Here is a 13,366-nt window from a genome sequence, read left to right as displayed (position 1 = left end):
TCCCGCTAACTTCATTTAGTCTATTTTTTGTTTATTAGCACCTATTAAAATATTAAAAGTTCTTTACAATTTTCTCACAAATGAGTATAATTCGATTTATAGTTTCGCTCTAATAAATTGATAGAAAAATCGAAAAAGATTAACCGGGGGGATAAAGAATGAAGTTAAAAAATTGGACACTAATGCTATTATTTGGACTATTGATTGGTCTTTTAGCAGCCTGCTCTGGCGGCAGTAATGAGGAATCTGATGCTGAAGGGGAAGGAACAGGTGAAGAAGCAACCGAAGAAGGGGAAAAGGTTCTTAACTTTACAAACCTGGAAGCTATCCCGACAATGGATCCTTCACTAGCTACAGATGAATCATCATTTATTTATTTAGCAGCTACGATGGAAGGATTATATCGTCTCGATGAAGATACACAGCCTTCTGAAGGAATGGCGATTGATCATGAAGTAAGTGAGGATGGTTTAACATGGACATTCAACTTACGGGAAGATGCATTATGGGCAAATGGGGATCCAGTGACTGCCCATGATTTCGTTTATTCATGGCAGCGTGCAGTAAATCCTGATACAGGGTCGGAATATGGCCCATACATGATGAATGGTGTTATTAAAAATGCTACGGCAGTAAGTACTGGAGAACTTCCGGTTGAAGATTTAGGAGTTAAGGCTGATGGAGACTTCACGCTTGTCGTTGAACTGGAAAACCCAACACCGTACTTTGAAACCTTAACAACGTTCGGTACATTCTTCCCGCTGAATCAGAAGTTTGTGGAAGAGCAGGGCGATAATTTTGCAACAAGTGCTGATACCTTGTTGGCAAATGGTCCATATACAATGAGCGACTGGGAAAGCACCAGTAACTCATGGGAACTGGCAAAGAATGAAGATTATTGGGATGCAGAAGCGGTAAATATGGATTCGTTAACCTTCGAGGTCGTTAAAGATCCTCAAACAGCAGTAGATTTGTATGAGTCCGGTGAAGTCGATCGTGTCGATTTGTCTTCAGACCTTGTCGATCAGTATGCGACAGCCGATGACTATGTCGTTTCAGCTGATACATTCGTTTACTTCTTGAAGTTCAATCAAACAACCAGCGATGCTTTAGCGAATGAAAATATCCGCGCTGCAATCAGCCGGGCGTTCGATAAGCAGGCATTAGTTGATGAAATTCTTAATAACGGTTCACTAGTAGCAAACGGTCTTGTTCCAGCAGACTTTACGCCAATGCCAGAATCTGGTGAGGATTTCCGTGAAGTAAGTGGTGACCTGGTAACATATGATGTGGAAGCAGCACAGGAATTCTGGGAAAAAGGTTTAGAAGAACTTGGAACAGATGCAGTGGAGCTGGAAATGCTCGTCGATGATGACCAGACAACTAAATTGATGGTCGAATATTTATCAAACCAGTTATCAACGAACCTGCCAGGTCTTTCCATTAACTTAAAACAAGTACCTAAAGAGCAGCGTCTTGATTTAGATTCCAATATGGATTATGAGCTTCAGGTTTCCAGATGGGGTCCGGATTTCCTAGATCCATTCACATTTATGAATCTATGGACCACAGACGGTGGAAATAACAAGATGGGCTATTCTAGTGAAACATACGATACATTAGTTCAGGATACGGCAACAACGCTTGCTACAGATAATGTTGCACGCTATGAAAACTTCCTGGAAGCAGAAAAGGTATTATTTGAAGATGCTGCCATTGCACCAATCTATCAGGCATCCAGAGCACAGCTTGTTTCAACAAGGGTACAAAATGTGTTCGTTAACCCATTTGGTGCTACCTATGAATATAAATGGGCTGATGTAGGTCAGGAATAGAATGATAGTCAGATTTCTCTGGCTGAGGAATCAGTTGAATAAAGAACGGAAACCTGCCAAGGTGTTTAGCACTTTGGCAGGTTTTTTCAATTGGATCAATAATACAGAGGAATCGGGCATGGCCGGAAATCAGTCCAAAGAAAGAAAAGCACCCATAGGAAACGGGCAGAATGTGAAGGATTGGCGAGAGCGGAATTAAAAAATGCAGTCTATGGATTACTTGGAAAGGGAAGAGGGTTAGAACATGTAAAACATTACCGCGGCAAGACTGATACTGACCTTTGCAAGAAAGCGCATTGGACACACCTCCGATAAGGAATGAGTTCTTATCTTCAGCATAGCTCAAAAGCTTTAAGGGAGTATAAATTCCAGATTAATTGTATGTAAAGAAATAGGAACCGGCTATGTGCCGATTCCTATTTCTTTATCATGACCATATAAAGTGGAGGAGTGGAGCCGATATCCATCGCTGCAGTCAAACGGCCGCTCCGTTTCTGCTTTGTTGATGGTCAGAATCCAGTCCGTTCCTTTCGATTAATGACGTTTGCTGAGCCATAGCACTCCTGATTTTGCCAGTCTTGGCAGCAGTCCGGTCATTGGTGTTTTGACCATATTGCCGAAACCGTCCGATTTTCCAAGTGAACCAAGAGTACCCTTCAGTTTCAAGGCTTTTGGTTTCTTTGGCTCTTTGTCCTTCAGAACAGCCAGTAAAACCTCTGCCACCTGTTCTCCCTGCAGTCCTGCCAGCTGTGCACTGGGGGAATATTCGCTTGACGCACAATCTCCGACCACGTAAATATTTTGACTTTCCGGGACTTGATAAAACTCATTTACGACAATCTTATCCTGAATATCTTTCGTGAAAGGCAGCTCTCTTACAAGGCGGTTTGGCTGGACGCCCGCGGTCCAGATAGTCACATCATTAATAAAACAAACACCATTATTGCAGACACCATCTTTTTCCACATATTCAATATTTGAATGATGGAGAACGTCTACATCGTTTTTGACAAACCATTCTTCTACATAGTTTTGAATTTTAGAGTCAAATGCTTTTAGAACCGTACTGCCGCGATCAAGCAGACGAATATTAAGATCGGGGCGGCTTTCTCTTATTTCTGATGCAACTTCAATTCCGCTGAGGCCAGCACCAACAATGGAAACCTTTCCATATGCTTTCAAGTTTCCTATCGCAACCCCTGTATGCCTGGCTTTAGCAAATGTTTGTACACTTTCTGTAAATTCTTCGGCGCCTGGAACACCATGATAATTATCTTCGCATCCAACCGCTATAGCTAGATAATCATATGGAATGGATCTTTCTGAATCCTTGAATAATAGTTGATTTTTGCTTGTATCGATCATGCTAATTTCATCAAAAACATAATTTACACGTGGATCTTTTGGGAAATCGACCCTTACATCCTGATCTGCAGCCGTGCCCGCTGCAATGGTATAAAATTCTGTTTTTAATGAACGAAATGGATTTCGGTCAACTACGGTGATTTGTATATCTTCGGGTAATGGCTGGTCAAGCAATCCTGCCAGAATTTTAATTCCGCCATATCCTCCCCCAATAATAACGATTCTTTTCATGCATTTACCCCCTATGATTTAAAACGGCTTCACAGTTACTCTGCTATTAGATTATCAAATAATGTCGAAACTGTCATTAGTAGAATGAACGAATCGATTGTTCGCATATGCAAATCCAAGAAATCGGTGTCGTTGAATCTTCATTCATGCGATAAATTACCCGTTCTCTTGAATCAGCCTTCCTGTAATACACTTACAGTCCTGCCTACAGGAAGCTAGAAGCTGAAAGGATTAATGTAGAGAATGTGAATGGTAAATAAATTTTCCATAAATGCTTGATTATTTGTTTGAAGCGTTGTACAATAAGTTTGTGAAATAAACCACAATTATAAAAAGTAAACTTGAAATCAAAATTTTAAACACCAGTTATTTTTTTGCGTGCATATGTGAATTATTTCACAATAAAAAGAAATGGGGACATGCGCTATGAATTATACAGAAGGAAACAAAGTGGTATTAGTTGGGACGGGTGCTGTTGGATCAAGCTACGCATACGCCTTGATGAACCAGGGGATTTGTAATGAATTGGTTCTCGTTGATTTAAATGCCGAAAAAGCTAACGGAGATGTAATGGACTTAAATCATGGGATTGCCTATGCACCCAGTATGATGAAAATAAAGTTTGGAACTTATGAAGATTGTAAGGACGCTGCAATCGTGGTGATTTGTGCCGGTGTGGCCCAGAAACCTGGAGAGACGAGATTACAGCTGGTCGATAAAAACATGAAAATATTCAAATCCGTTGTTGAAAATGTGATGGCATCCGGCTTTAATGGTATCTTCCTTGTTGCAACAAACCCAGTAGATATTCTGACATATGCCACTTGGAAGTTCTCTGGACTGCCGAAAGAGCGAGTCATTGGTTCAGGTACAATCCTTGATTCAGCTAGATTCCGTTATCTGCTAGCGAATGAGTTTGGCGTATCACCATCAAGCATCAATGCATATATCATCGGAGAACATGGTGATTCAGAGGTGGCAGCATGGAGTTCAGCAAGTATATCAGGGATTCCAATTGCGGCTGAATTGACCGATGCCAGAAAAGAAGAACTGTCTGTGCAGGTTCGTGATGCAGCCTATAAGATAATTGAAGCCAAAGGGGCAACCTATTACGGAATTGCTACCGGACTTTCCAGAATCACAAGGGCAATTTTACAAAATGAAGATGCTGTCTTGCCGGTTGGTGCTTTACTAGAGGGCGAATACGGCCATGATGGGGTATATGCCGGTGTTCCAACACTGATTAACAGGCAAGGGGCCAGCAGAATTATTGAGATCCCATTAAACGATGCGGAGAAAGAAAAGCTTACCCATTCTATAGAAACGCTTAAAGAAATTCAAAGTCCATTCTGGGAAAGCACCGCCGATCGCTAACAGCACCATTGGAGGGTGAATTAATATGCTTGCAGAACAAATGAATCCATTTAATAATCTGGCAGTCTCGGCAATCGTTGCCGCCATTCCCATTCTGTTGTTCCTATTGTGTCTAACGGTATTTAAAATGAAAGGAATACATGCTGCGCTCCTAAACCTGCTGGTAACATTCCTAATCGTCCTGATAGTGTTCAAACTGCCGGTTGGGGAGTCGATAGGAAGCGTTGCGGAAGGTGCCATACAAGGGGTCTTCCCAATCGGTTACATTATTGTCATGGCGGTCTGGTTATATAAAATAGCGGTCGAATCCGGGAAATTCGATATTATACGTGGTAGTATTGTCGGCATTTCTCAAGATCAGCGGCTGCAATTGCTGCTGATCGGATTCTGCTTCAATGCGTTCCTCGAGGGTGCTGCAGGTTTCGGTGTCCCAATTGCCATCTGTGCTGTCCTGTTAATATCACTGGGATTCCGGCCATTGCAGGCAGCGATGCTTTGTCTCATTGCAAATGGTGCCTCCGGGGCATTCGGGGCAATTGGGATTCCCGTTGCCATTACAGGTACATTGGGACTTGACGGGGTAACTTCCATGCAGGTTTCCATCATGTCTGCATGGACACTGCCAATCATTAATTTTACGATTCCATTTCTATTAATATGGCTGATAGATGGGTTCAAAGGTATAAAAGAAGTGCTGCCGGCAATCCTGGTAACTTCAACAGCCTATACCGTTACACAAGGACTCATTACCATATTTATCGGTCCGGAATTAGCTGATATCATTCCTTCGTTATTCGCAATGGGGATACTTGCCCTGTTTCTGAAAAAATGGCAGCCAAAGCATATATTTGTAATGGGTGAAGCTGCCGCACTAAAGGCAGAAACCTATTCTGTAGGAGATATGCTGAAGGCATGGTCACCATTTTATACACTTACGATCTTTGTGCTAATCTGGAGCATACCAGCTTTTAAAGGATTATTTACTGCAGGTGGTGCATTGGAATCTACCAAACTGGCATTTACGATTCCGGGGTCATCGATTGGAGTGACTCTCGATCTGATTGGAGCTACAGGTACAGCCATTCTGCTTGCTGCACTCGTTACAATAGCGACAACCAAGTCACTAAGTTTTAGGCGGGGATTTGAAATTTGGCAAACAGCCATTAAAGAATTCGCGATTCCAATCCTGATGATCTGTGCGATTCTGGGCATTGCAAAATTGATGACACATGGTGGATTGACCGTTACATTGGGTGAAGCCGTCGCTACCACAGGCAAGGTCTTCCCATTGTTGTCTCCGATTCTTGGTTGGATAGGAGTGTTTATGACCGGTTCTGTTGTAAACAATAACACTTTGTTTGCGCCCATTCAGGCTACTGCAGGACATATCATCGGCACAAACCCTTCCTTATTGGTTGCAGCCAATACTGCAGGAGGTGTCATGGCGAAGCTGGTATCGCCCCAATCGATTGCCATCGCGACCGCAGCTGTCGGGGCAACGGGCCAGGAAGCTGCTTTGACCAGAATGACATTGAAATACAGCTTTGGTCTATTGGTATTTGTTTGCATATGGACCTTCGTACTATCGTTCTTCTTTTAACCGAAGGCCCTTTTCGTAGGTATTGTTGTTATTTCTAACACTGTATTTGATAAAAACTGCGACATAACTAGAAATCATTGGTGCTTTATCCGCACTCCGGAAATACACTACGCTTTCAGTGGGCTCGCACTAAGCCAGGGTACTACTTGCGTTTACTTCCTTGTTCCCTTGCACCGAGGAAGCCAGCTTCGAAGCGTTACTGGCAGACGTAGGTGCATCTAGTGGGGTCTTAGCGTCTTCGCTTTTTCTGAAGATAAAAAAGCCAAAGTGAATTTCCCCATTTCTATGTTGCCCTGTCAATTATTTATAGAAATTATAGTGTGGTAATCGCCACTCCGGAAATACACTGCGCTTTCCGCGGGCTCGCGCTGAGCCTCCTCGCTCGCAAAGTTCGCTCCCTGTGGGGTCTCATCGTCTTCGCTTTCCCGCAGGAGTCTCCGTGTATTTCCTGCGTTGTGATTTGGCTTTCTGAATCAAATTACTGATGTTCGATTATTAGGCTAATTGATTGGAGTGCAGGGCAGTCGACTCCAGCGGGAAAAGCAACAGCTGAAGATCCCGCAGGAAGTGGGTTTCTTCCGAGGAAGCTGAGAGCGCCCGCCGCGGAAAGCGACTGCCCGGAGCGGAAATCGGCCGAAGCAGTTATCGTATTTATTGAGTTTTTTTCATATTCGATTGTATTTTAATAAATCCTTAAATAATTTAAGAGGGTTGGTAGAAGCCAAGAAGGTACAGCGGGAAAAGCAACAGTTGAAAATCCCGACGAGGAAGCTGAGAGAGCCCGCCGCAGAAAGCGACTGCTCGTAGTGGAAATCGGCTGTTGCTGGTACGTCGCATTTTATATATTTTATGTAAAAACATCAAACTTTGAGACAACAGCCTAACTGAAAATGAGACAAGAACCAGACTGGGTGCTGCACTGGTTCTTTTTAATTTTCCCCCACTGGGAGAGGGGTTCATCTTTTTTGAAGAGGGAGATTCATGCTATAATGACAGATATCGACAAAAGGAGTTAAACGATGCAAAAATTAAGTCTGAGCTCTCTCTTAAATGTAATTGGTGAATTATTTTCAGATGAAATTTCCATTGCTGTAGCGACTGCCGAAGAATACATATATTATCGTCCAAGTAAGCGGATTGACTTGAAGATCGAACCGGGAGACCCGATAAAAACAGGAACGCTTGCCTATAAAGCCATTGAATCGGAGCAGAAGGTTTCTGAATTCATCACTCGAAATGTATTTGGTGTCCCGTATCACGGAATGGCAGTTCCATTTCATTATGAGGATCAGCTCGAAGGATGTGTCCTGGCCATCTATCCTGCTTTCACGGAAGGAAAATCTGTTATCACGGTTAAAACAGATGATGGATGGAAGCCGATTCCTTTTGAAAAAGTAAAATATCTAGAAGCAAAGGATCGCAAAACGCATGTTATATCGGAAGGATTTTCCGGCTTGCATACAAATTCATTACAGGAGTTTGAGTATATATTGCCTCGGGATCATTTTATCAGATGCCACCGATCTTTTATCGTAAATGTGAATCATATTCAGGAAATCTATCCTGATACACATTCAACTTTTTTGTTGGACCTTGATAACAACATTCGCATACCTGTCAGCCAATCCTATTCCAGCTATTTCCGAAAACTCCTTGGATTTTAAAAATATATGCTGCTTTATCGGATATTTTCATGCCTTCGTACCGTTTTTTTATCTTTCCTTCCATATCTCCCCATTAATTTGAAAAGTCAGTTAAAATGGATGATAGCTGTTAATTTAGAGGGGTGATCCTTGTTGGGAGAAAAATTAAAGCGCATACATGATGTAAGGATGCAAAATCTTGTGGTTTCTGCAGAAGAAGCAGCATCATGGATCAAGGATGGGATGACATTGGGGCTGAGCGGCTTTACCCGGGCAGGGGATGCAAAAGCTGTGCCGACAGCTCTCGTCGAACGGGCGGAGCAGGGAGAGCGGTTTAAGGTGAATGTTTATACAGGTGCCTCACTTGGTTCAAATATTGATAAGATGTTTGCTGAAGCAGGTATTGTTAATAAGCGCCTTCCTTTTCAGGCGGAACCTTCTATGAGAAAAGCGATTAATACTGGAGAGCACCTATTTGTGGACCAGCATTTATCGCATACTTCTGAGTTATTGCGGGCCGATATAATAGATCGTGTGGATTACGCTATTTTGGAAGCGATTTCTATTACGGAAGATGGCATGCTGATTCCAAGCACATCTGTTGGAAACTCTGCCTCTTTTGCCGAGACAGCCGAAAATATCATTATTGAGCTGAATACGGCACAGCCGGAAGAGCTGGAGGGACTGCATGATATTTACAATCCGGAAAAGCAGGGGAAACGAAAACCGATTCCATTGACTAAAGCCGATCAGCGAATTGGTACAATTGGAATCCCGCTGGACCTGGAGAAAGTGAGAGGGATTGTTTTCACACATCAAATGGACTCCCCATCGACAATTGTTCAGCCTGATGAAGAAACAGAAATGATGGCCAATCACCTATTGGAATTTTTAAGATCGGAAGTCAGTGCCGGCAGACTGAACGAAGCATTGATGCCACTTCAGTCGGGAATCGGATCTGTTGCCAATGCTGTGCTCCATGGCATGGTAGATTCAGAGTTTAAAGATTTGGTAGTCTATTCAGAGGTGCTGCAGGATGCAGTCTTCGATTTAATCGATGCGGGCAAAGTAAAATTCGCATCGGCATGTTCACTGACACTCTCCGACGAGAAAATGGAAGAGGTTTTCCGTAACTTTGGTAAATACCGCGATAAGCTTATCTTACGGCCGCAGGAAATCTCCAACCAGCCGGAAATCATCCGTAGGCTTGGGCTTATTTCCATCAATACGGCATTGGAGTTTGATATTTATGGAAATATAAATTCCACACATGTCTGCGGGACGAACATGATGAACGGTATTGGTGGTTCTGGCGACTTTGCTCGTAATGCCCGTCTGGGGATTTTTGTAACGAAATCAATCGCTAAGGACGGGGACATCTCCAGCATTGTTCCATTTGTTTCCCATGTGGACCATACAGAACATGATGTCGATGTCATTGTCACCGAACAAGGCTATGCCGATCTGCGCGGATTGGCTCCAAGAGAGCGTGTGCCATTGCTTATTGAAAACTGCGCACATCCGATATACCGGGAGCAGCTATGGGAATACTATAACGAAGCACTTGAGCGGGGCGGGCAGACCCCTCATGTACTCGAGAAGGCATTCTCATGGCATACTAATTTCAAAGAAACAGGCACCATGCGCCAAACCGTAACATGGTAGGTGCCTGTCACTTCCCGAATTTTGTCGAAATTTATTTAGAGTGAATGGTTATAGGGGCAGAGGAAAGTTCCAGCTTTAATGAGGTTGCTTTTCGACTTTACTAGGCAACAAAAGGGGTTACAAATATTAAGAAACAAAAAACATGGGAAGTGGGCAGACTTCTCATGTTTTTTTGTACTTTTATAAAGCGGACAATTTGATAAAACTATGCATACCACTGTCTAACTTTTTCATCGGATGGCAATAAATATGTTAAAAATCCTAATAATGGTAACAATGAGATACTAATCATCGTTGGCGTCAAGCCGAACAGATCGATTAAAGAACCGAGCGCCACAGAGCCAATTGCGCCCATCCCGAATGCCAATCCTACAATAAGTCCGGACATTGTTCCAATCTTGCCGGGAACCAGTTCCTGTGCGTAGACGACTGTAACGGAAAAGCTGGTCATCAATATCAGTCCGATGACGGCAAGCAGAATAATCGCACTGATGGGACCGGCATATGGCAACAGCAATGTCAACGGGGCAGCAGCGATAAGCGAGAATAGAATGATATTTCTTTTTCCGAACCGATCTGCTAAAGGACCGCCTAATAGTGTGCCGACTGCGCCCATTGCTAAAAAGGTAAAGATATATACTTGCGATTTCCCAATGGTCAGTCCATAGCTCTCAATGGCGTAAAAGGCATAGAAATTGGAAATTGCCGCCGCATACCAAGAACGGGCAAACACAATAAAGACAAGTACTGTCAGTGCCGCCTTAATCGAGCTGGAAATGTTTATATTGGTCTTAACTGCTTTGCTGCCGTCCTTTTGGCTGGCGAATTCTCTGATTTTCCCAGCATACCATCTAGCGATATAAGAAAGGAAGAGAACGGCAAGAAAAGCGATGAAAGTGAACCAGATTGCACCAAATTGTCCTAATGGAACGAGAATCAGAGCCGTGATGACAGGTGCCAGCGCTTGACCGGAATTCCCGCCAACCTGGTAGATGGACTGGGCAAGTCCTCTTCTGTTTCCCGCAGCTAGGTATGCAACACGGGAGCCTTCTGGATGAAAAATGGCGGAACCCATCCCAATGAAGAAGACACTTGCGATAATCGTCCAGAAATTAGGTGCCAATGCCAGACCAAGCATGCCGAACATGCTGCTTGTCAGACCAATCGGCAAGGCATATGGAATGGGATGCTTGTCCGTATACAGTCCGACAAATGGCTGCATGACAGAAGAGACCATATTAAGTGTAAAAGCAATGAAACCCAGTTGTGTGAATGTAAGTCCCAGTGAATTTTCCAATATGGGAAACATTGCTGGAATTACAGCTTGCAGCGAGTCATTTAAAAGATGACATGTTCCGATAATAAATAAAATAGAATATATTGTTTGATTGTCAGATTGCGCTTTTGGTTTTTTTGTGAGCGCCTTTTCCATCAGGTTCCCTTCTTTCGGTACAATTCGATATGTAATTCAATGTTTTGCGCTATAATGTTATTGTACAATTGAAAAAATAAATAGCAATCATTTTTCATAGTTTCAATGCCAATGTTTGCAGTAGAATTGTATATTATGCTAGTATGAAAGCTTATTCAAGTTAAAGAGGAGTTTACTATGACAAGAGATGCTTCATTGCCATTTACCGTTTCCAAAACTGAAAATTTCTTTGACCGATTAGGGGATTATATCGGGGATGTCTTCTATGATATATTGCCTGAACAGGGTTATGAACTACGTGATGAACAAATATATATGGCCTTTCAGCTCGAACAGGCCTTTAAAAATAAAAGCACGATATTTGCCGAAGCGGGTGTGGGTACTGGGAAGACGCTTGTATATCTGCTGTACGCAATCTGTTATGCCCGCTATAAAGGGAAGCCTGCCATTATTTCCTGTGCGGATGAGACGCTGATTGAACAGCTGGTGAAAAAGGGCGGAGATATTGAGAAGCTTGAACAAGCACTTGGTCTCGAAATCGATGTCCGTTTAGCGAAGGCAAGAGAGAATTATGTCTGCATTAAAAAACTCGACCCCCTTGCGGATAAGACAGATGATGAGGATATTCTTAGAGTCCACGACGAGATACCGGAATTTGTTTTCGATACGAGTGCAACAATGAAGTCGTTTGAACGTTACGGGGATCGGAAGGAATATCCTTGGGTACCTGATGGGAAATGGGGGGAAATTGCCTGGGACCCATTGCAGCAATGCTCCACCTGTGATTGGAGGCATCGCAGTGGTCAAACATTGAACAGAGAATATTATCGCCATGCAAAGGACATCATTATCTGTTCCCATGACTTTTATATGGAACATGTCTGGACGAAGGAGTCCCGCAAACGTGAAGGACAAATGCCATTGCTTCCTGAAGCGAGTTCTGTTGTCTTCGATGAAGGCCATTTACTGGAATTTTCCGCCCAAAAGGGATTGACCTACCGCTTTAATTTTGAAAACCTAACCAATGTTCTTACAGGATATATGGGGCAGGATGTGCGGGAGGAGTCGCTGCTGCTTGTCGAGGACATCCTGGCATTGAACGATGAATGGTTCGAACTGCTTGGGGATACAGCAAAAGAGGTAGAGGGATCCAATCGACAGGAGCTGCCGAGATCAGAAGCTATGCTGCAAATGGCTAAACGCTTAAATGAGATGGTCCAGCAGCTGCTGGAACAGCTGGTGTTTGATGCGGAGCTATTTACAATGGATGAATACCATACGAAGATCATTGAGGAGTATCTGGAATTTTTCTCTTATGGACTTACGATTTTACTGAAAGATGATGAGGGGATCTATTGGCTAGAAGAAAATGAAACAACAACAAGCCTGGTAATTATGCCCCGCCTAGTGGAAGAAGTCTTGAAAAAAGAAGTGTTCTCGCAGAAGATTCCATTTATCTTCTCTTCTGCAACTTTATCGCAGAGCGGCGATTTCTCTTATCTGGCTGGGAGTCTGGGGATTGATAAATATGACTCGATGTCGGTTGAGTCCCCGTTCGATTACGAAAGTGAAATGCAGATTAATGGGCATATAGAGGAGACGCCGACGTCCAAATGGGAAAAGATCGGCAGTCAGTTATTGGATAACCAAGGACGTTCACTAATTCTGTTCTCGACAGCGGAAGAGATGAATCAATTCCGGGACTGGAGTCTCCAGCAGGAATGGCCATTCGAACTGCTTTACGAAGGGGATCTGGAGATCAGTGAAACGGTAAAGAAATTCCAGAATGTGGAGTCTTCTGTATTATGTGCACATCATTTATGGGAAGGACTTGACGTACCTGGAGAGGCGTTAACACAAGTGATTATTTCCTCCCTGCCATTCCCGCCAAAGGATCCGGTGTTTCAGGCAAAACGGAATCATGCGGCAGATCCAGCCGGGGAGGTAGACGCACCCTATATGCTGCTTCGCCTTCGACAGGGAATCGGCCGTCTGATCCGGACCAATCAGGATCATGGCACCATCCAAATCTGGATGACAGCGGTTGAGCATGAGGTGTATCAGGAAAAGATTACAAGTGTGCTTCCCGTTCAGATGAAGTGGAACCAATAAACAGATAGAGCGAGCACATGGGAGGTCAGCTTCCCATGTGCTTTTAGTATGCTTGTCGATGGAACGGTGAGGTTAATGTCAAGTATGGCTCCGATTATTGCAGATGCTG

At 43.4% G+C, this 13,366-nt stretch carries 9 protein-coding genes; 7 read left to right on the top strand and 2 right to left on the bottom strand.

Translation table 11 applies throughout. From position 1 onward, the window contains the following. Nucleotides 1-158: 158 nt before the first annotated feature. Both OMHG_RS04230 and OMHG_RS04225 read left to right on the top strand, forming a co-directional pair. Nucleotides 159-1,835, top strand: coding sequence for a peptide ABC transporter substrate-binding protein (locus OMHG_RS04230; RefSeq protein WP_010648606.1), 1,677 nt, complete (start codon nucleotides 159-161; stop codon nucleotides 1,833-1,835). A 34-nt stretch (nucleotides 1,836-1,869) separates the two neighbouring features. Continuing rightward, nucleotides 1,870-2,034 (top strand): hypothetical protein, encoded by a 165-nt coding sequence (locus tag OMHG_RS04225; RefSeq protein ID WP_161603059.1) that lies wholly within the window; start codon nucleotides 1,870-1,872, stop codon nucleotides 2,032-2,034. A 335-nt stretch (nucleotides 2,035-2,369) separates the two neighbouring features. On the opposite strand, the gene OMHG_RS04220 is transcribed toward OMHG_RS04225, so the two are convergent. Continuing rightward, nucleotides 2,370-3,431, bottom strand: a complete 1,062-nt coding sequence (locus tag OMHG_RS04220) for an NAD(P)/FAD-dependent oxidoreductase (protein WP_010648603.1) — start codon at nucleotides 3,429-3,431, stop codon at nucleotides 2,370-2,372. 426 nt (nucleotides 3,432-3,857) lie between these two features. Here OMHG_RS04220 and OMHG_RS04215 point away from each other — a divergent pair, with 426 nt between their 5' ends. The 4 genes from OMHG_RS04215 (at nucleotide 3,858) to OMHG_RS04200 (ending at nucleotide 9,713) form a co-directional block, all read left to right on the top strand. Next, entirely contained in the window at nucleotides 3,858-4,805 is a 948-nt protein-coding gene (locus OMHG_RS04215) for an L-lactate dehydrogenase (protein ID WP_010648601.1), read from the top strand. Nucleotides 4,806-4,830: 25 nt separating this feature from the next. Continuing rightward, complete coding sequence (locus OMHG_RS04210; protein ID WP_010648599.1) at nucleotides 4,831-6,405, top strand: L-lactate permease; 1,575 nt, start codon at nucleotides 4,831-4,833, stop codon at nucleotides 6,403-6,405. A gap of 1,019 nt (nucleotides 6,406-7,424) precedes the next feature. Further along, a complete protein-coding gene (locus OMHG_RS04205) occupies nucleotides 7,425-8,069 on the top strand; it encodes a LytTR family DNA-binding domain-containing protein (protein WP_010648598.1) in 645 nt (214 codons plus the stop codon). A 168-nt stretch (nucleotides 8,070-8,237) separates the two neighbouring features. Continuing rightward, the gene (locus OMHG_RS04200) at nucleotides 8,238-9,713 is read left to right on the top strand and encodes an acetyl-CoA hydrolase/transferase family protein (RefSeq protein WP_044476785.1); all 1,476 of its coding nucleotides are present in this window, start codon (nucleotides 8,238-8,240) and stop codon (nucleotides 9,711-9,713) included. Nucleotides 9,714-9,918: 205 nt separating this feature from the next. On the opposite strand, the gene OMHG_RS04195 is transcribed toward OMHG_RS04200, so the two are convergent. Continuing rightward, complete coding sequence (locus OMHG_RS04195) at nucleotides 9,919-11,145, bottom strand: MFS transporter (RefSeq protein WP_010648594.1); 1,227 nt, start codon at nucleotides 11,143-11,145, stop codon at nucleotides 9,919-9,921. A 177-nt stretch (nucleotides 11,146-11,322) separates the two neighbouring features. Between OMHG_RS04195 and OMHG_RS04190 the strand changes: the two genes are divergently transcribed. After that, nucleotides 11,323-13,257: an ATP-dependent DNA helicase gene (locus OMHG_RS04190; RefSeq protein ID WP_010648592.1), complete on the top strand. Its 1,935-nt coding sequence runs from the start codon at nucleotides 11,323-11,325 to the stop codon at nucleotides 13,255-13,257. The last annotated feature ends 109 nt before the right edge of the window (nucleotides 13,258-13,366 follow it).

Origin of the sequence: Oceanobacillus massiliensis str. N'diop (assembly GCF_000285495.1) — a bacterium.
In the GTDB taxonomy this organism is placed as follows: Bacteria; Bacillota; Bacilli; order Bacillales; family Amphibacillaceae; genus Oceanobacillus; species Oceanobacillus massiliensis.
Note: the sequence above shows the minus strand (reverse complement) of the source record. Positions and strands in the feature narration are given on the sequence as shown.

Bases quoted from the DNA above. Each gene is read 5' to 3' on its own strand.
- OMHG_RS04230 (WP_010648606.1), top strand. From the start codon at position 159: ATGAAGTTAAAAAATTGGACACTAATGCTATTATTTGGACTATTGATT.
- OMHG_RS04220 (WP_010648603.1), bottom strand. From the start codon at position 3,431: ATGAAAAGAATCGTTATTATTGGGGGAGGATATGGCGGAATTAAAATT.
- OMHG_RS04215 (WP_010648601.1), top strand. From the start codon at position 3,858: ATGAATTATACAGAAGGAAACAAAGTGGTATTAGTTGGGACGGGTGCT.
- OMHG_RS04210 (WP_010648599.1), top strand. From the start codon at position 4,831: ATGCTTGCAGAACAAATGAATCCATTTAATAATCTGGCAGTCTCGGCA.
- OMHG_RS04205 (WP_010648598.1), top strand. From the start codon at position 7,425: ATGCAAAAATTAAGTCTGAGCTCTCTCTTAAATGTAATTGGTGAATTA.
- OMHG_RS04200 (WP_044476785.1), top strand. From the start codon at position 8,238: ATGCAAAATCTTGTGGTTTCTGCAGAAGAAGCAGCATCATGGATCAAG.
- OMHG_RS04195 (WP_010648594.1), bottom strand. From the start codon at position 11,145: ATGGAAAAGGCGCTCACAAAAAAACCAAAAGCGCAATCTGACAATCAA.
- OMHG_RS04190 (WP_010648592.1), top strand. From the start codon at position 11,323: ATGACAAGAGATGCTTCATTGCCATTTACCGTTTCCAAAACTGAAAAT.